The sequence below is a fragment of the Kocuria gwangalliensis genome, from assembly GCF_039544365.1.
In the GTDB taxonomy this organism is placed as follows: Bacteria; Actinomycetota; Actinomycetes; order Actinomycetales; family Micrococcaceae; genus Kocuria; species Kocuria gwangalliensis.
In genome coordinates, this window is record NZ_BAABLN010000014.1 from 117,113 (window position 1) to 135,911 (window position 18,799).

General features: G+C 65.0%; 14 protein-coding genes. 4 read left to right on the plus strand and 10 right to left on the minus strand.

What is annotated here, in order from left to right; genetic code table 11:
* Positions 1 to 114 precede the first annotated feature (114 nt).
* Together cobA and ABEA06_RS06835 are read left to right on the plus strand one after the other, a co-directional pair.
* On the plus strand, positions 115 to 1,197 hold the full coding sequence (gene cobA / locus ABEA06_RS06830; protein ID WP_303382610.1) for a uroporphyrinogen-III C-methyltransferase: 1,083 nt from the start codon (positions 115 to 117) through the stop codon (positions 1,195 to 1,197).
* Complete coding sequence (locus tag ABEA06_RS06835; RefSeq protein ID WP_303382611.1) at positions 1,194 to 2,009, plus strand: sirohydrochlorin chelatase; 816 nt, start codon at positions 1,194 to 1,196, stop codon at positions 2,007 to 2,009. The genes cobA and ABEA06_RS06835 overlap by 4 nt, the downstream gene beginning before the upstream one ends.
* Positions 2,010 to 2,113: 104 nt before the next feature.
* Here ABEA06_RS06835 and ABEA06_RS06840 read toward each other — a convergent pair whose 3' ends face one another.
* Entirely contained in the window at positions 2,114 to 2,938 is an 825-nt protein-coding gene (locus tag ABEA06_RS06840) for a uroporphyrinogen-III synthase (protein ID WP_303382612.1), read from the minus strand.
* Between the two features lie 104 nt (positions 2,939 to 3,042).
* Here ABEA06_RS06840 and mfd point away from each other — a divergent pair, with 104 nt between their 5' ends.
* The gene (gene mfd / locus ABEA06_RS06845) at positions 3,043 to 6,768 is read left to right on the plus strand and encodes a transcription-repair coupling factor (RefSeq protein WP_345311007.1); all 3,726 of its coding nucleotides are present in this window, start codon (positions 3,043 to 3,045) and stop codon (positions 6,766 to 6,768) included.
* Here the strand turns inward: mfd and ABEA06_RS06850 are convergent.
* The 3 genes from ABEA06_RS06850 to ABEA06_RS06860 form a co-directional block, all read right to left on the minus strand.
* Entirely contained in the window at positions 6,765 to 6,998 is a 234-nt protein-coding gene (locus ABEA06_RS06850; RefSeq protein WP_303383299.1) for a hypothetical protein, read from the minus strand. The two genes, mfd and ABEA06_RS06850, sit on opposite strands and share 4 nt — an antisense overlap.
* A 281-nt stretch (positions 6,999 to 7,279) precedes the next feature.
* A complete protein-coding gene (locus ABEA06_RS06855; RefSeq protein WP_303383300.1) occupies positions 7,280 to 7,657 on the minus strand; it encodes a hypothetical protein in 378 nt (125 codons plus the stop codon).
* Positions 7,658 to 7,829: 172 nt separating this feature from the next.
* On the minus strand, positions 7,830 to 8,648 hold the full coding sequence (locus ABEA06_RS06860; protein ID WP_345311008.1) for a purine-nucleoside phosphorylase: 819 nt from the start codon (positions 8,646 to 8,648) through the stop codon (positions 7,830 to 7,832).
* Positions 8,649 to 8,979: 331 nt separating this feature from the next.
* On the opposite strand from ABEA06_RS06860, the gene ABEA06_RS06865 reads away from it, so the two are divergent.
* Positions 8,980 to 10,413, plus strand: a complete 1,434-nt coding sequence (locus ABEA06_RS06865; protein WP_303382123.1) for an NAD(P)H-quinone dehydrogenase — start codon at positions 8,980 to 8,982, stop codon at positions 10,411 to 10,413.
* A gap of 92 nt (positions 10,414 to 10,505) precedes the next feature.
* Here the strand turns inward: ABEA06_RS06865 and ABEA06_RS06870 are convergent, their stop codons facing one another.
* From ABEA06_RS06870 to ABEA06_RS06895, 6 genes are all read right to left on the minus strand, one after another.
* Positions 10,506 to 11,924, minus strand: coding sequence for an MFS transporter (locus ABEA06_RS06870; protein WP_303382106.1), 1,419 nt, complete (start codon positions 11,922 to 11,924; stop codon positions 10,506 to 10,508).
* A gap of 199 nt (positions 11,925 to 12,123) precedes the next feature.
* Positions 12,124 to 13,908, minus strand: a complete 1,785-nt coding sequence (locus ABEA06_RS06875) for an acetyl/propionyl/methylcrotonyl-CoA carboxylase subunit alpha (RefSeq protein WP_345311037.1) — start codon at positions 13,906 to 13,908, stop codon at positions 12,124 to 12,126.
* Between the two features lie 143 nt (positions 13,909 to 14,051).
* Complete coding sequence (locus ABEA06_RS06880; RefSeq protein ID WP_345311009.1) at positions 14,052 to 14,690, minus strand: Maf family protein; 639 nt, start codon at positions 14,688 to 14,690, stop codon at positions 14,052 to 14,054.
* 449 nt (positions 14,691 to 15,139) lie between these two features.
* Positions 15,140 to 15,610 carry a DUF779 domain-containing protein gene (locus ABEA06_RS06885; RefSeq protein ID WP_345311010.1) on the minus strand — a complete coding sequence of 157 codons (471 nt, stop codon included), beginning with the start codon at positions 15,608 to 15,610 and terminating at the stop codon, positions 15,140 to 15,142.
* A gap of 27 nt (positions 15,611 to 15,637) precedes the next feature.
* Positions 15,638 to 17,161 (minus strand): acetaldehyde dehydrogenase ExaC, encoded by a 1,524-nt coding sequence (exaC, locus tag ABEA06_RS06890; protein ID WP_345311011.1) that lies wholly within the window; start codon positions 17,159 to 17,161, stop codon positions 15,638 to 15,640.
* Between the two features lie 133 nt (positions 17,162 to 17,294).
* Positions 17,295 to 18,737 (minus strand): dicarboxylate/amino acid:cation symporter, encoded by a 1,443-nt coding sequence (locus ABEA06_RS06895; RefSeq protein ID WP_303382109.1) that lies wholly within the window; start codon positions 18,735 to 18,737, stop codon positions 17,295 to 17,297.
* Between the last annotated feature and the right edge of the window lie 62 nt (positions 18,738 to 18,799).

Sequence of the window (18,799 nt, forward strand, 5' to 3'; positions counted from 1 at the left end):
TAATGCTCATCGCCACGGACCGCGTGGCCTCGGGCAACGACGGCTCCCACCGATAGCATCGACTGCGAACCGCCCCGGGTCCCCGGGGTCACGCTTTGAATCCCGGGAGAGTTCATGCACGCCAACGTCGACCTCGGCTATGCGACGGTGGCCCTTTTGGGACCTCGCCCACTGACGCAGCGGCTGCGCGGCACGTACCAGCGCGCCGCGGCCGGAGTGGTGGAATTCGACCGTCCGGAGGAACTGTCGGAACAGTCGCTGCGGGGAGTGGGCTTCGCGGTCGTGGCGCTCCCCGCGGCTGAGGTGAACACACTGTCCGACACCAATGCCGACACCGACACCGGCGCCGACGTCGCGTGGCGCCGCGCCCTCGCGGCCGCCGGCGCAGCGTTGCCGGTGGCCGTCGAGCGGGTCGCGGATACCATCGGCGGCAGTATCACCTTGGTGGGCGGTGGTCCCGGCGACCCGGGGCTCATCACCGCGGCGGGGCTTGGTGCGTTGGCGCACGCGGACGTGATTTTCGCGGACCGGTTGGCCCCGGAGGTCACCGAGGACCTGGCCCCGGGTGTGCGTGTGGTTCCGGTGGGTAAACGTCCCGGCCACCACCCCGTTCCGCAGTCCGAGATCCAGGCCCGGATGATCCAGGCCGCGCTCGCGGGTCAGACGGTGGTTCGTTTCAAGGGCGGTGACCCGTTCGTCTTTGGACGCGGGGGAGAAGAGCTGTTGGCCTGCCGAGAGGCGGGGGTGGATGTCCACGTGATCCCCGGCATCACCTCCGCGGTTGCCGTGCCGGAGCACGCCGGAATCCCGGTGACCTTCCGTGAACTCAGCCGATCCTTCACCGTGGTCTCGGGACACGACCCCCTGGACGAGCGGGAGTTGGAGCACCTCGCGGGACTGTCCCGCTCCGGGGCGACCATTGTGCTCCTCATGGGTGTGGCCACCCTGCCCCAGACGGTCAGCGGACTGACGCGGCACGGACTGGCCGGTGACACCCCCTTGGCCGTCCTGGAGAAGGGTTTCAGCCCCGACGGGCGCAGCACGGTCACCACACTCGCCACCGCTGTGGTGGACACCGCCGCCGCCGGCTGCGCCTCGCCCGCCGTCACGGTGATCGGCCCGGTCGTGCATGCGCTCACCCACGGTGCCCCGCCGGGTCCGAACGTACCGGGTCCCGGACGGGTGGCGCGGCCATGACAATCAGCTGCGGACCCAGCGCACCGTCCGACGGCGGGGTGCCGGCCGCGGGCGCGGGCCGGCCCGTTCTGCTGGCCTGCTCCCACGGCACGGGAAACGCCTCCGGACAAGCCGCCGTGGCGCACCTTGTCGCGGAGGTCCGCGCGGAACTCGAACCGGTTCGCGTGATCGACACCTGGGTCGACGTCCAGGAACCGAGCTTGACGAACCGCACCCGCGAGCTGGCCGACCAGCCCGCCGTGATCGTCCCGCTGCTACTGTCGGCCGGTTACCACGTGTACGTGGATATGGCCCGGGCCATCAAGGGGAATCCGCAACACCGAGTGGCTGCGGCCCTCGGTCCGGATCCGCGGCTGTCCGTGATCATGGCCCGGCGTGTGAACGAGGCCTTGCGAGAACACGGCGCAGAGCCGATCACCGAGGACGACACCGTGATCATGGCCGCCGCCGGATCCTCCGAACCGGATGCGGTGCGGGACTGCCGCGTCACCGCTGACCACCTTGCACACGAACTAGGCGTTCCCGTGCGAACAGCCTTCCTTTCAGCGGCGGAACCCACGGTTCACGACGCGGTCGCGGAGGCTCGCGAGTCAGCGAAGAACTCGACCAGCCGTTCGGTGAGTGACCGAGGGGGTAAGAACGGCCGGGTCCTGGTGGCCACCTATCTTCTGGCCCCGGGGTTCTTCCACAACAAGACCATGAAAGCCGGCGCCGACATCACGGCTGCGCCCCTGCTGCTGACCAACGCACCCACGCCGCCCGAACTCACCGAGCTCGTGATCGAGCACTACGAACAAGCCATTCGTCCATAGTCGGGCCGGAGACTTTTCTGCGCAGAACCGAGCACGACAGACCGCAACCCCGGGCATGACCGGGCCTCATACACGTTCTGCCCAGTAGCGACCGTGTCCTACGACTAATCCGCGCGGGCGTGATCGCACACCGCACGCACCATGGCACCCAGGCGGAAGCGCTCGGGCACCACGGCCAGAACATCGGCCTCTTCCAACGGCTGAACGCACACCGGGCCGATGGCCACCGCGGTGCACCGACCACCCCTCAGCGCACCCAACAGCGATTCGTACGTCCCGGCGGTGCGGGCGGCGTCGAACAGCGCGTCCACGGCCGGTGCAGCGGTGAACGTCACATAGTCCACCTCTCCGGCGGCAATCGAGCGGGTCAGATCCGCCAAACGCGAGCCCTCATCCGCGGACGCCCATTCGTACGGGGCCACGGTCAGGACACGGAAGCCTGCCTCGGACAGCCGCGCGAGCTGTTCGGCATCGGTGATGCCGTGCACCTGCACGGCCACGGTCCCGCGCGCACTCCGGGAAATCAAGGTGTCCACGAGGTCACTGGTGCGTCCTGACTGGCCGACGTACTCGCACGAGATCTCCTGGGACTGCAACTGTCCCTTGGCCTTGGCCCCGCGGGCGTACACGGCGCTGTCGCGTAACAGCTGCACGAGATCCTCGTGCAGACCCGCGGTCTCGGCCACGGTCAGCCAACGTTTCAGTCCATATCCCGTGGTGATCACCACGGTGTCCGGGCGGGTGGCGAGAATCTCGCGGGTGGCGGCCAGAACGGCGTCGTCCTGGTCCGTGGGAACCAATTTGAGTGCCGGCGCGTGCACCACGCGGGCCCCCTGGCGTTCGAAGGCGCCGGCCTGCTCGTCGGCGCGACGGTGCGCGGTGATGGCCACGGTGCGGCCGGTCAGCGGTGCCTCTGCGTGAGCGTTCATGTCTCCAGCGTACGAGCTGAGCGTGTCCGTGGCGGCGAGTAGGCTGGGGCGCGTCCCTCACCGTCCGTGGGGATTTCGCCGTTCACACCAGGAGTACCCCGCACATGTCCCTGACCGGTTTGCACACCGCGCTCACCGAGGACCGCACGTTCGCCAACATCTTGGCGCAGGCAGCCCGCCCGCCGGCCGAACGTTCGAGCGAGACGATCATCAGCGCCCCGGACGGCCTCCGGGCGCCCATTCTGGCGCAGATCGTGGCGGGTGTGAACAACGACGCCGCGGGCTCGCCCGCCGCGCCCGCCCCCGTGACGGTCGTGGTCACCGCGACCGGGCGTGAGGCGGAGGACCTGCAGGCCGCGTTGGCCTCCTACATCCCGGCGGATCAGGTCATGAATTTCCCGTCCTGGGAGACCCTGCCCCACGAACGGCTCTCACCACGCTCGGACACCGTTGGTCAGCGGTTGAGCGTTCTGCGCAAACTGGCGCACCCGGAATCGAACGCGGCCCCGCTGCGAGTGATCGTGGCCCCGGTGCGTTCCGTGCTGCAACCGGTGGTGGCCGGGCTGGGGGACATGCAGCCCGTGACCCTGGTGGCCGGCGAGGAATACGTCTTCGACCAGCTCATCAAGGATCTGGCCGACGCCGCGTACTCTCGGGTGGACATGGTGACCAAGCGCGGTGAGTTCGCGGTGCGCGGAGGCATCATTGACGTCTTCCCGCCCACCGAGGACCACCCGGTGCGGCTGGAATTCTTTGGTGACGAGCTGGACGAGATGCGCTTGTTCGCGGTGGCCGATCAGCGCACGGTGACCGGCACCGAACATCCCACCCGCATCGTGGCATCACCCTGCCGCGAACTACTGATCACCCCCACGGTCATGTCCCGGGCGGCCAAGCTCAAGGACCAGCTGCCCGGCGGCCGCGAGATCCTGGAGCGCATTGCCGGTGGCCAGTACGTGGAGGGCATGGAATCCCTCGCCCCGCTGCTCGCGGATGACATGGTCCCAATGCTGTCTCTGGTGCCCCAGGGCTCCATGACCGTGGTGATCGAGCCCGAAAAGGTGCGCGCCCGCGCCCACGATCTGGTCGCGACCAACCAAGAATTCCTCATGGCGGCGTGGGAATCGGCCTCCGGTGGCAGCGAGGCGCCCCTGGACCTCAACACCGCCGTGGAGTCCGAGGACGGTCACGAGCGCAGTCTGGCGGCGGGGTCCTTCCACGAGATAGCCGAGACCCGTCAGCTCGCCCTGGATCACTCGGTGGGCTGGTGGTCAATCACCGGGCTCAATGTGAATGCCGTGAGCGCGGGTGATATCGACGCCGATTCCACGGACGAAGAAGTCCGCCTGGCCGACACGGACGCGGACACACTCAACGTCGCGGCGCGCGAACCCACGCGGTTCTCCGGCGATGTCGAGGCCATGCTCCGGTTTTTGGCCGAGCGGATGAGCGAAGGCTGGCGGGTCGTGCTGGTCACCGACGGCCCCGGGCCGCTCGACCGGCTCAGCGAACTCCTACACGGGGCGCAGATCCCGGCCGCTCGCTTCGACGCCATTGACGAGGCGCCGGAGGCGGGGCTGGTGGAACTCACCACCGCCCGCGCGGGCAGGGGCTTCGTGTTCGAAGGCCCCCGCATCGCGCTGCTCACCGAGGCAGACGTCCTGGGACGTTCCACCGCATACACCACGCGTGAGATGCGCAAACTGCCCCAGCGGCGTAAACGCAACCAGGTGGACCCCCTCACCCTGCAGAAGGGCGATTACGTGGTGCACGAACAACACGGCATCGGGCAGTTCATTGAACTCGTGCAGCGCCCGATTGCCGGTGCCATGATCACCCCGGGTCAGCCCAAGCCCATGCGCGAGTACCTCGTGCTCGAGTACGCCCCCTCCAAGCGCAACGGTCCGCGTGACCGACTGTTCGTTCCCACCGACCAGCTCGACCAGGTGAGCACGTACGTGGGCGGGGAAGCGCCGTCGTTGTCGAAGATGGGCGGCTCGGACTGGAACAAGACCAAGCGCAGCGCCAAGAGGGCCGTCAAGGAGATCGCCAACGAGCTGATCCGGCTGTACTCGGCGCGCATGGCGTCTAAGGGGCATCCCTTCGGTCCGGACACCCCGTGGCAGCGTGAGCTGGAGCAGGCGTTCCCGTACATCGAAACCCCGGACCAGCTGACCACGATCGACGAGGTCAAGGCGGACATGGAACGGCCCATTCCCATGGACCGGTTGATCTCCGGCGACGTGGGTTACGGCAAGACCGAGGTTGCGGTGCGCGCGGCGTTCAAGGCCGTGCAGGACGGTAAGCAGGTGGCCATTCTGGTGCCCACCACCCTGCTGGCCCAGCAACACACCGAAACATTTGCCGAACGGTTCTCCGGATTCCCGGTGCGCCTGGCCACGCTGTCCCGATTCCAGACCGCCAAGGAGTCCAAGGTGACCCTGGAGGGACTGCGCTCAGGCGCCGTGGACGTGGTGATCGGCACCCATCGGCTGCTGAGCAAGGAAATGCAGTTCAAGAACCTGGGCCTGGTGATCATTGACGAGGAACAACGCTTCGGCGTGGAGCACAAGGAGAAACTCAAGGCCATGCGCACGGACGTGGACGTGCTGGCGATGTCCGCCACGCCCATTCCCCGCACCCTGGAGATGTCCATGACGGGTATTCGCGAGACCTCCACCCTGGCCACCCCGCCCGAGGAACGCCACCCCGTGCTCACCTACGTGGGTCCGTACACGCAGAAGCAGGTCTCCGCGGCCATCCGGCGTGAGCTGATGCGCGAGGGCCAGGTGTTTTTCATTCACAACAGGGTCTCCTCCATTGACGCGCAGGCCAAGGCGCTCGCCGAGCTGGTGCCCGAGGCGCGCATTGCCGTGGCCCACGGTCAGATGACGGAGTCCCGCCTGGAGCAGATCATCGTGGACTTCTGGGAAAAGAAGTTCGACGTGCTGGTGTGCACCACCATTGTGGAAACCGGTCTGGACATCGCCAACGCCAACACGTTGATCGTGGACGGGGCGGACCGCTACGGCCTGTCGCAGCTGCATCAGCTGCGCGGCCGTGTGGGCCGAGGCCGTGAACGCGCCTACGCCTATTTCTTGTATCTGGCCGAAAAGCCTTTGAGTGAAACCGCGCTGGAACGGCTCAAGGCCGTGGCCGCGCACAACGAACTCGGTTCGGGTATGCAGCTGGCCATGAAGGACCTGGAGATCCGCGGTGCGGGCAACCTGCTGGGCGGTGAACAGTCCGGTCATATCGCCGGAGTCGGTTTCGACATGTACTTGCGTCTCGTGGGCGAGGCCGTGGCCGAGTACCGCGGCGATCAGGACCAGGCGCCGTCGGAAATGAAGATCGAGCTGCCCGTGAATGCCCACTTGCCGCACGACTACGTGCCGGGGGAGCGGCTGCGCCTGGAGGCCTACCGCACCATTGCCAACGCGGCCACGGAAGAGGCCGTGGTGGAGGCCGGTGAGGAACTTCAGGATCGTTACGGACCACTGCCCACCCCGGTCAAGAACCTGCTGGACGTGGCACGTCTGCGCATTTTGGCTCGTGCATCAGGACTCTCGGACGTGGCCACCCAGGGCACCATGATCCGGTTCGCTCCCGCCGATCTGCCGGAGTCTCGGGAAATGCGGCTCAAGCGGATGTATCAGGGCGCGCAGATCAAGGCGATCCCGGGAACCGATCGACACATGGTGCTGATTCCCAAGCCCAAGACGGACCGGATCGGCGGCAAGGATCTCCTGGACGAGGCGATTCTGGCGTGGGCCCGGGAGGTCCTGGACTCGATCTTCCCCGTGGCCCAGCAGAACAGCGGTCAGGACTAAGCTGCCGCCTGCGCCGGGTAGTGCACGGCCGAAAGACTGTGCGGTGCGGGCGCGGCAGTGGCCACCTGCGGGCGTGCATTCGCAACGTAGTGGAGCACCAGCGCGCCCAAGGCCAGCAGGATCAGCAGCGTCACCATGGTTGTCAATATCGTGGCGGCCCGCGAACCATGCGAGTCGTGTGCCGTGCTCTGCCTATGGATCATATTTTCGCTCAATTGAATCTGCCCCATAACGTGTTCTCCCCGGGAGGGTCCCCTCACCGTCCCGGATACTCACTATGCGCCTGAACGGGTGCAGGAGCCAGGGGAAAACGCGGAATGGAAGGCAAATCCGCGTAAGTGTGGACAACCACGAGACGGGTTTGTCCACCAATCGGCGGCGCGTTGGGCGAACCGTCTCTAAGTTCTTCCCGGTTTCGCGATCGTGGTGGGTCGATGGCACCAATCAAAGGACCCGAGCACGCAAGAACCCCGCCACCGAAATCCGGTGACGGGGTTCTTAGCAGTGAAACTTAGTGGTTGACCTGCGCCTGGTTGGGCACGTTGGGGCGCTGTGCCATCTCATGTGGTCCGCGGGGCAGATCCAGGGTGACATCGGTGCCGCCGGCGGAATGCTTGGCGGTGGATCCGGAGATCAGCGCGGTCGGAACAAACAACGCCAAACCGTACGCGAGGATGCCCAGCAGGAACAACCAGAAACTATTGGGGTAGCTGGCGAACAGCCAGAAGCTGGCCACAATGGTGATCATGCCGCCGATGAGCATAATCAGGTTCTTGACCGTTTCGCCCTCGCCCGAGAACCTGCGGGACTTGACCGAGTGGCTTCCGGGTTCGGCCGAGCGACGAGTAGTCTCCTGCTCGTTGACGGAGGCTTCATCTCTTCTGACCATGAGTGCACCCTTTCAGACTGCAACCGCGAGGGGTAATGAATTCTTCGCCCAGTCTAGACGGTTGCCCGTCTCCTTGCTGACATTCCGTCAGTTACGGAATGCGTGCGCCGTCGCCTGCCGGGAGAAAGTTCCGGCCGTTGATGGTGGTCGGCCCACAGACCGCAATGGGGCGTCAGAGCTTGGCCACGATGTCCGCGAGCAAACGCGAGATGCGCGGGCCCGCCGCGGCGCCGGCTTCGAGGACTTCCTCGTGGGAGAGCGCGGTCTCGCTGATACCCGCGGCGAGGTTGGTCACCAGGGACATGCCGAAGACCTCCATGCCGGCATGACGGGCCGCAATGGCCTCCAGAGCGGTGGACATGCCCACCAGGTCCGCACCGAGAACCTTGGCCATTTGCACCTCGGCCGGGGTCTCGTAGTGCGGGCCGGGGAACTGCGCATAGACACCCTCGTCCATGCTGGGATCGACCTCGCGGGCAAGTTCGCGGATGCGCGATGAATACAGGTTGGTCAGGTCAACGAACGTGGCACCCTCTAGCGGGGACGTGGCGGTGAGGTTGATGTGATCGCTGATCAGCACCGGGGTGCCGGGCTGCCACGCGGGATTCAGACCGCCGCAACCATTGGTGAGAATCATGATCTCGGTACCCGCGGCGGCGGCGGTGCGCACACCGTGGGCCACAGCGCGCACACCCTTGCCCTCGTAGAAATGAGTGCGGGCACCAATGACCAGGGCGTGATCGCCGCCGGCCAACTTGATCGAGCGCAACGTCCCCACGTGGCCTTCCAACGCAGGACGGGAGAAACCGGGGATCTCCGTGGCGGGGATTTCCTGTTCGGTCTCACCAATGAGTTCGGCGGCCTCACCCCACCCGGAACCGAGGGTCAGAGCGATGCGGTGGTTCTCCACCCCGGTGCGCTCGCGGATGGCGTCAGCGGCACGGCGGGCAATGTCAAAGGGATCGGCGGCAGCCGTTGCATTCTCAGTCACCCGCACCACTCTAGAACAGGGCCAAGGTATGCACGCGCGCCATTGCGACCGGGGCCGTGATCCACGGTGCGGCAGCGGTGGTGGACATGCAGTGAACATTCTGGGCAGAGGTACGCAGAAAATCGGCCCCGTTTGTGCGAACTTGCGCCTCAAATGTCCAGGTGTGCGAACCTCCGCCTCAAATGTTCACGGGAGGTGCGGAAGCGGTCCCCGCCGCCACCCCGGCCACCCTCGGCACGGCGGTGCGCGCCCTACCGTGGAGCCGGAAATCACCACCAACAGTGGGCCCGAGGTTCCGCTCACGCGTATTCCCGGGTCAATTGCTGCAACAATGGGAGGCGTGAATGTGCAGACTGAATTTGCGAATCCGAAACTCGTTGTCATTGGTGGCGGCCCGGGTGGGTACGAGGCTGCACTGGTGGCTGCGTCCCTGGGTGCCGAGGTCACGGTGATCGAACAGCAGGGCATGGGCGGCTCGGCGGTGCTGACCGACGTGGTCCCGTCCAAGACCCTGATTGCGTCCGCGGACACGATGAACCGTTTTGCGGAGGCCAAGGATCTGGGTGTCCACATTGTGGGTGGCTCCGGCGACGGTGATGAGATCAACCAACTGTCCGTGGACCTGGAAAAGGTCAACACCCGCCTGTTGCGCCTGGCCGCCACCCAGTCCCGCGACATCAAGCGTGGCCTGGAACGTCAGGGCGTGCACCTGGTCAAGGGTCGTGGCCGGATGGTCGGCCCGAACACGGTGCATGTGGACACGGATGAGGGGCTTGAATACGATCTCGAAGCCCAGTTCGTGCTGCTCGCCGTGGGCGCCTACCCGCGAGAGTTGGACACTGCCAAGCCCGACGGCGAGCGGATCTTCAACTGGAAGCAGGTCTACCAGATGCGGGAGATCCCGGAGAAGCTCATTGTGGTGGGTTCCGGTGTCACCGGTGCGGAGTTCGCGTCCGCGTACAACGGCCTGGGTTCGGACGTCACGTTGATCTCCTCCCGCGACCAGGTGCTTCCCGGGGAGGACTCCGACGCCGCAGCCGTACTGGAGAACGTGTTCGAGCGTCGCGGCTTGACGGTGCTGTCCCGTTCTCGTGCGGACACGGTGGAGAACACCGGCGACGGCGTTCTGGTCACCCTCGCCGACGGCCGTAAGGTCCGGGGCTCACACTGTCTGCTGGCCGTGGGTTCCATCCCGCACACCACCGACCTCGGTCTCGACGAGGTGGGAGTGGCCACGAGCAGGTCCGGTCACATCGTGGTCGACGCCGTGTCGCGCACCACCGTGCCCGGCATCTACGCCGCAGGTGACTGCACCGGCGTGCTGCCGCTGGCCTCCGTGGCAGCCATGCAGGGCCGCATTGCCGTGGCTCACCAGTTGGGGGACGCAGTGCGCCCGCTACGCACCGATCAGGTTGCCTCCAACATTTTCACCTCCCCGGAGATCGCGTCAGTGGGCGTTGGCCAGAAGGACGCAAAGTCCGATCCGTCCGTGATCGAGTACGCGGCACTCCAACTGGGCACCAATCCGCGCGCCAAGATGATGGCCGTGGACGACGGTTTCGTGAAGATCTTCGCCCGCCGCGGCACCGGCACCGTCATGGGTGGCGTGGTCGTGGGCCCGCGCGCGTCCGAGCTGATCTACCCGATCGCCCTGGCCGTCACCCACAACCTCAGCGTGGACGACCTCGCGGACACCTTTGCCGTGTACCCGTCCCTGTCGGGCTCCATCTCGGAGGCCGCTCGCCGGTTGCACGTGCACCGCTGACCCACGAACGTACGACGTCGCCCCGGTGACCTTTCGCGCGAAAGGTCACCGGGGCGACGTCGTACGTGATGGACGGCGGAGCGGACGGTTCGTTACTTCACGAGCTTGCGTCCCACGGTGTACATGTCCACGTGTTTGGTCTCCGGGGAGAACCACAGGGCGATCAGCGTGATGACCGCTGCGAAGGACAAGTACATGCCCACCGAGCCCACACCGAAGTTCGCATTGAGGACCACCGCGATGTAGGGGGTGATGGCCGCGCCCAGGATGGAGGCCACGTTGTACGCGATGCCGGAGCCGGTGTAACGCACGTTGGTGGGGAACAGCTCGGGGAGGATGGCGGACATCGAACCGAAGGTCAGGCCCATCAAGGTCATGCCGACCGCGAGGAAGAAGAGCACGCGGCCCACGGAGACGTTCTCCCCGGTGCCCACGAGCGCGGGGTCCATGATCAGACCGAAGCACAGGCCGAACACCACGATCGCGGAGGTGATCACGAGCTGCGAGGAACGGCGGCCGTATTTGTCGGCGAGCCAACCGGAGATCGGCACGGTGATGGCGAACAGCACCACGGCCAACAACTGGATGACCAGGAAATCGCGGTACTCGATACCCAGCCCACCGTTGTCCGGGGAGCCGATGCCGAAGGACAGCACCCACGCGGTCATGAGGTAGAACAAAACGTAGGTGGCCAGCATGATGAAGGTGCCCTGGATGATCTGGACCCATGAGGTCTTGAACACCTCGACCACGGGTGCCTTGACCTTTTGGCCCTGCCGTTCGGCCTTTTTGAAGACCGGGGTTTCCTCGAGCTTCATGCGCACCCACAGGCCCAGCAGCACCATGACCACGGAGGCGATGAACGGGATGCGCCAGCCCCAGACCAGGAACGGGTGGTCACCCACGGCGTGATGCCCGGCGGTGCCGAACTGCATGACGATGGTCAGGATCAAGAAGAAGCCGTTGGCCAGGATGAAGCCGAACGGCGCACCCAACTGGGGCCACATGGCGGCACGGGCACGCTTGCCCTCTTCCGCGTACTCGGTGGCCAGCAACGACGCGCCGGACCACTCGCCGCCCAAGCCCAGGCCCTGACAGAAACGCAGGATCGTCAGGATCAGGGGAGCCCAGATGCCGATGGAGTAGTAGGTGGGTAGCAGGCCGATCAAGAACGTGGCGATGCCCATGGTCAGCAGCGCGCCGATCAAGGTGGCCTTACGGCCGATCCTGTCGCCGTAATGGCCGAAGATCACCGAACCAATGGGGCGACCGAAGAACGCCGCGGCAAAGGTGGCCATGGAGGCCAGGAGCTTGGTGGTCTCGTCCTCGCCCGTGAAGAACAGCGCGGGGAAGACGGCCACGGCAGCGGTTGCGTACACGTAGAAGTCGTAGAACTCGATGGTGGTGCCCACCAGCGACGCCACGATCACGCGAGAGCGTGGGACGCGCTGCGCGGGTGGCTGATCCGATCCGGGTCCCTGGGAACCCGAATCCGTCACGGTTGTAGACATGATGAATCCTCACAGGGGAAGGGGTTGTGAATGGTTACACGCTAGACCCGGCGGTCCACAAGATGAATTCAGACATCCATTATGTGAGATATTTCTTGACACCCAGGATCGAACGCACTGATCGCGCTCGGGGCGTGAACGGAACACAAGAACGGCGGCACCCACGGGGGAGCCGCCGTTCTTACGCAGTCTTGAGGGATCAGTCCGTGATGTTTGCCAGTACCGTCCCCGCGGAGACCGTGTCCCCGGTGGAGGTCGACAGGTCCTTGATCACACCGGACTTGTGGGCCGTGAGAGGCTGTTCCATCTTCATTGCCTCGAGCACCACGATCAGGTCGCCCTCTGCCACGGTGTCGCCGTTGGCCACGGCAATTTTTACGATGGTGCCCTGCATGGGCGAGGTCAGCGAATCACCGGAAGCACCCCGGGCCGCGGCGGAACCACCGCGGTTGGCGCGTGACTTGCGCTTGGGCTGCGGGCCGCCGGTGGTGGTGGCGACGGTGCGCCCGGCACCGGGCAGTTGCGGCAGGGTGACTTCAAGTCGTTTGCCACCCACCTCGACCACCACGGACTGGCGCTCGGGTTCTTCCGTGGCGGGTTCGACGGGTGCTTCATACGGCTGGATCTGGTTGTCGAACTCGGTTTCGATCCACCGGGTGTGCACCGAGAACGCCGTGTCGTCCTCCGGGGCGAAAGCCGGGTCGGAAACGACCGCGCGGTGGAAGGGGACCACCGTGGGCATGCCCTCGATCACGAGCTCGTCCAGGGCACGGCGGGAGCGTTGCAGCGCCTGTTCACGGGTGGCGCCCGTGACAATCAGCTTGGCGAGCATGGAATCGAAGTTGCCGCCTATGGTTTCACCGGCCTCCACACCGGTGTCCACGCGTACGCCGGGCCCCGTGGGCAGCGAGAACGTGGTCAGGGTGCCCGGAGCCGGCATGAAGTTACGGCCGGCGTCCTCACCGTTGAGGCGGAACTCAAAGCTGTGGCCGCGTACCTGCGGGTCCTCGTAGCCAAGTTCCTCACCGCGTGCAATGCGGAACTGCTCGCGCACGAGGTCCAGCCCGGTGACCTCCTCGGACACCGGGTGCTCCACCTGCAATCGCGTATTGACCTCGAGGAAGGAAATGGTGCCGTCCTGACCGACCAAGAACTCGCACGTACCGGCACCCTGGTACTGAGCCTCCTTGAGGATGGCTTTGGAGGCCTCGTACAGGCGGTGGACCTGATCGTCCGTGAGGAACGGTGCGGGAGCTTCTTCCACGAGCTTCTGGTTGCGGCGCTGCAGTGAACAGTCGCGGGTGGACACCACCACCACGTTGCCGTGGCCGTCCGCGAGGCACTGGGTTTCCACGTGCCGCGGAGCGTCCAGGAACCGCTCGACGAAGCACTCACCGCGGCCGAAGGCAGCGGTGGCCTCACGGACGGCGGATTCGAACAGTTCCGGGATGGCAGCACGTTCGCGCACCACCTTGATACCGCGCCCACCGCCGCCGAAGGCCGCCTTGATCGCGATCGGGAGGCCGTGCTCGTCCGCGAAGGCGAGCACCTCATCCGCGGAGTTCACGGGATCGGCGGTGCCCGGAACCTGCGGGGCATTGACCTTCTCGGCGATGTGGCGGGCAGCCACCTTGTCGCCGAGCTTGGAAATGGCCGCCGGGGGAGGCCCGATCCACGTCATACCGGCATTGATCACCGCCATGGCGAAGTCCGAGTTCTCCGAGAGGAAGCCATACCCGGGGTGAACGGCATCGGCCCCGGCGCGAGCGGCGGCGTCGAGAATCTTGTCGATCACGAGGTACGAATCGGCGGCCGTGGTGCCGCCCAGGGCGTAGGCCTCGTCCGCCATGCGCACATGCATGGCGTCGCGGTCGGTATCCGCGTAGACGGCCACGGAGGTGAGGCCTTCGTCGCGTGCGGCGCGGATGACGCGTACCGCGATTTCACCGCGGTTGGCCACCAAGACCTTGGTCATGGGGCGCATGTCAGCGGAGGCCTGCTGCTGCGTGGAGGTGATTGTCACGTGAATAGCTCCTTGTCGATACTCTCCAGCAGATTAGTGCCCCGTACTGGAGATCACCTAAGCGAAGGCCCGGGTGCGGGGTTGATCTGTAGGTCTTCTACAAATCATGACGTGGTGACCTGTGGTGTTGGCCGCCACCAATGGCTTGGACTGATGCCGCGGGCGGCCAACAGCCGGCGAAGCGTGGAGATGCTCAGGCCAATCACGGCATTGGGGTCTCCGTCCACGCGTTCGATGAACACTGATCCTCGGCCGTCAAGGGTGAATGAGCCGGCGACCTGCAGGGGTTCGCCGGTGGCTACGTAATCGTCGATCTCCTCGCGGGACATCTGCGCAAAATAGACGTCCGCAGAGCTGACGGCACCCTCACCGAGGGTTTCGCCGTTTCCGCGATCCACGAGCCAATGGCCGGTGTGCAGGGTGCCTTTCCGTCCGCTCATGGCGGTGATTCGTTCCACCGCCACATCCGCGGTGTAGGGCTTGCCGTAACTCTCGCCGTCGAGTTCGAAGACCGAGTCGCACCCCAGAACCACACGGCCCTCGGCAACCTCCAGACTCGCCACCGCTTCCGCCTTGGCTCGCGCCAGCAGCAGTGCCGTGTCCGAGGGACTCAATGGCCCGTGCTCGGCGAGCGCGGCGTCCTCGTCCACGTGCGAGACCACGGTGTCGTACGGAAGGTGTGCGCGCGTCAGCAGGGATGCGCGCGCAGGAGACTGCGAGGCCAGAATGAGAACAGGACGCATGGGTTTCAATATACGAGTCGAACGACGAAGACCCAAAGGCGGTGACGCATGCGGGAGCGCAGCCACCGCCCAGATCCGTCCGGAAATCCTTGTCAACTATTTTTTGTCGATATCATTGACGCGTCACGGCTAATAGGTTACTTTTGAGTAACCCCAGCGATGACGGATTGAGTGCGCACTTGGCGTCCTCCCTCGGGGTCACCCGGCGGTGGTTGATGTTTCATTCCCGGGGAGGCGAAACAAGGCCTACACCGCCGGTTCACGGGGGATGTGGGAGCATGCGGAGAATACCGTGGCCAGCCGTGCAAGGCTGGCGCGATGTATCAGGGGACACAAAGTAATCCCCGCGTGCTCCCGCGTGAACTTCTCATGAAGCGCGCGGATGCCCCAGGGCCGGCGGGTGAAAGGTGGCCTCGCGGTTGTTGACCCACAGGATGCGTGTTGCGTTCTTACGGGCCTGACTCGACCGGCGGCACGATGCAGAGTTCGCTGCGCGTGAGAAACCGTTTGCCCGTGGGCGCTTCCAGGGAAAACCCCCCGCCCCGACCCGGAATCGCATCGATGATCAAGCGCGTGTGACGCCACACCTCGAATTGTTCGGTCGAGATCCAGAACTCCAAAGGGCCCAGCTCCCCACCGGACGGCGACGGCAACTGGGCAACCCCCAGCAGCGCATCCGCAGCTCCCGTTCGGAATTCTCCGGCGGGAAAGCACATGGGGGACGAACCGTCGCAGCAGCCGCCCGATTGGTGGAACATGAGCGGTCCGTGTTGGTCCCATAGTTCCTGCAGCAAGGCCACGGCGGGCCAGGTGAAGCCCACCCGAGAGGTGGTGTCGCCGGGCACCACCGGGGCGGTCTCGAGCACCACGTGGTACTCAAGACCGCCCAGGTCTTGCGGTTCAAAAGGTTGTGCGCTCATGGCACCTCACTACCTTTCGCTCAGGGTTTAGAAAAATCCCTGAGGGGTCTCGGTGTAGGACACCAACAGGTTCTTGGTCTGCTGATAGTGGTCCAACATCATCAGGTGGTTCTCGCGTCCGATCCCCGAGGACTTGTACCCGCCGAACGCCGAGTGAGCGGGGTAGTTGTGGTACTGATTCACCCACACGCGACCGGCCTGGATGGCGCGTCCGGCGCGATAGGCAATGTTGCCGCTGCGCGCCCACACGCCGGCACCGAGCCCGTACAGCGTGTCATTGGCCACGCCAATGGCCTCGTCGTAGGTGCTGAACTTGGCCACCGACAGCACGGGGCCGAAGATCTCCTCCTGGAAGACGCGCATGTCGTTGGTGCCCTCGAACACGGTGGGCTGCACGTAGAAGCCGCCCGCCAGATCGCCGTCGAGCTCGGCGCGTTCACCGCCGATCAGCACCTTGGCGCCCTCCTTCTTACCGATGTCCAGGTAGGAGAGGATCTTCTCGAGCTGATCGGTGGATGCCTGGGCGCCGATCATGGTGTCCGTGTCCAGCGGGTTACCCGCCGTGATCTTGGAGACCCGATCAATACCGTCGGCCAGGAACTGGTCGTAAATCGATTCCTGGACCAGCGCGCGTGAGGGGCACGTGCACACCTCACCCTGGTTCAGCGCGAAGAACGCGAAGCCCTCCAACGCCTTGTCGTAGAAGCCGTCCTTCTGCGCCGCAATGTCCTCGAAGAAGATGTTGGGGGACTTGCCACCCAGTTCCAACGTGACCGGAATGATGTTCTCGGAGGCGTACTGCATGATCAGGCGGCCTGTGGTGGTCTCACCCGTGAATGCGATTTTGCGGATCCGCTTGTTGGACGCCAGCGGCTTGCCGCATTCTGCGCCGAAACCATTGACGATATTGATGACTCCGGCGGGCACCAGGTCCTTGATGAGCTCCATGAGCACCAAGATGGAGGCGGGAGTCTGCTCGGCGGGCTTGAGCACCACACAGTTACCGGCGGCCAACGCGGGAGCGAGTTTCCACACGGCCATCAGGATCGGGAAGTTCCACGGGATGATCTGACCCACCACACCCAGGGGCTCGTGGAAGTGATAGGCCACCGTGTTCTCGTCCAACTGGGACAAGCGGCCCTCTTGGGCGCGGATGGCTCCGGCGAAGTAGCGGAAATGGTCGATTGCGAGCGGGATGTCCGCATTGAGGCATTCGCGAATGGGTTTGCCGTTGTCCCAGGTCTCCGCGACCGCAATGGTTTCGAGGTTCTCTTCCATGCGATCCGCGATCTTGTTCAGCATCAACGCGCGCTCGGTGGGAGACGTGGCATTCCACGACGGCGCTGCGGCCCACGCCGCGTCCAAGGCCGCTTCGATGTCCTCGGCGGTGCCGCGGCCCACCTCGGTGAAGGGTTGTCCCGTAATGGGTGTGATGTCTTCGAAGTACTGGCCCTTGACGGGCGCCACCCATTCACCGCCGATGAAGTGTTCGTAACGGGGCTTGAAAGTGACCTTGGCGCCGTCCTGGCCGGGCTGTTGGTAAACCGTCATGGCATGAATCTCCTACGTCATTGTGGTGATGTGGTTCACAGCCTAGTGGTTCCGTCGGGGGCGGACAAGGAGCGGCACGGGTATCCCGTGCCGCTCCTTGTCTGTGAGTTTTCGCCGTTTTTCGAGTTAGGGCTCAGTCCACGCGTTGCCCGTCACTGGGGCCCGACGGCGCAAGGGCGTGCGATCCCTCGCCGGTTCCGGTTCGGGTGCCGGCCGGGGACAATTGCTGGTGAGTGTCCTCGTCCGAGAACGGCTCACCGGAGCGCTGGGCGTTGTACAGGTCCATGTCGATGATGCCCTCACGCTTGGACACGATCGCGGCCACCAGGGCTTGACCGGTGACGTTGAGCGCGGTGCGACCCATGTCCAGGATCGGGTCCACGGCCAGCAACAGGCCCACTCCCTCGAGCGGCAGACCCAAGGTGGACAGCGTCAGCGTCAGCATGACGGTGGCGCCGGTGGTTCCCGCGGTTGCCGCCGAACCCAGCACGGACACCAGGGCGATCAGCACGAAGTGCATGGGGGTCAGCGCAACACCGTAGAACTGGGCCACGAAGATTGCTGCGACGGCCGGATAAATGGCTGCGCAACCGTCCATCTTTGTGGTGGCGCCCAGCGGGATAACGAAGGACGCGTAATGCCGGGGTACGCCCAGATTCCGTTCGCTCACGCGCTGGGTCAGCGGCATGGTTCCCAGGGACGAACGGGAGACGAAGCCCAGCTGCATGGCCGGCCACACGCCGGAGAAGAACTGCTTGATGGACAGGCCGTTGATCTTGATCAGGATGGGGTAGACCACAAAACCGACCAGGAGCAGACCCACGTACACGGTGATCACAAAGCTGACCAGCGAGCCCATGGAGGTCCAGCCGTATTCGAACACCGCGCGTCCGATCAGACCCAGGGTGCCCAGCGGTGCCAGGCGAATGATCCACCACACGATTTTCTGCATGATTGCCAGACCGGACTGCATGAAGGTCAGGAACGGTTCTGCGGCCTTACCGACCTTGAGCGCGGCAATACCCACCACGGCGGAGATCACCAGGATCTGCAACACGTTGAAGTTCAGTGCCGTGGTCACGGTTTCCGCGTCGGGCATCTTGGAGGTGGCCTCCAGTCCCAGGAAGTTCACCGGGATGATGCCCTTGAGGAATCCGAGCCAGGAGCCCTCGGAGCCCGTGTATTCACCGGGTTGTGCTTGGCCGGTACCCACGCCGGGCTGAATCACCACACCCAGCACCATGCCGATCAGCACGGCAATCAGCGCGGTGATCGCAAACCACACCAGGGTCTTCCACGCGAGCCGGGCCGCATTGGAGACGTCGCGGAGGTTGGCGATCGAGGCGATCACGGCGGTCACCACCAGGGGCACCACGGCTGCCTTCAGTAGCGTGACGTAGCTGGCGCCAATGGTGTCCAGCGTGGTCATCAACCAGTTGGGATTCTCCTCGGGGTCGCCACCCATGGATGCGGCCAGGGAGCCCAGGAGCACGCCCAGGATCAGGGCGATCAAGATCTGCCAACCGAAGGAGGTCATCCATTTCGGTAGGCGCCGAGTATTTTCTGCGGAATTCATATCAGCCAGCGTAGAGCGGCGAATCATAAAGCGCACGTGCTGTATGACGAAATGTTACGTAC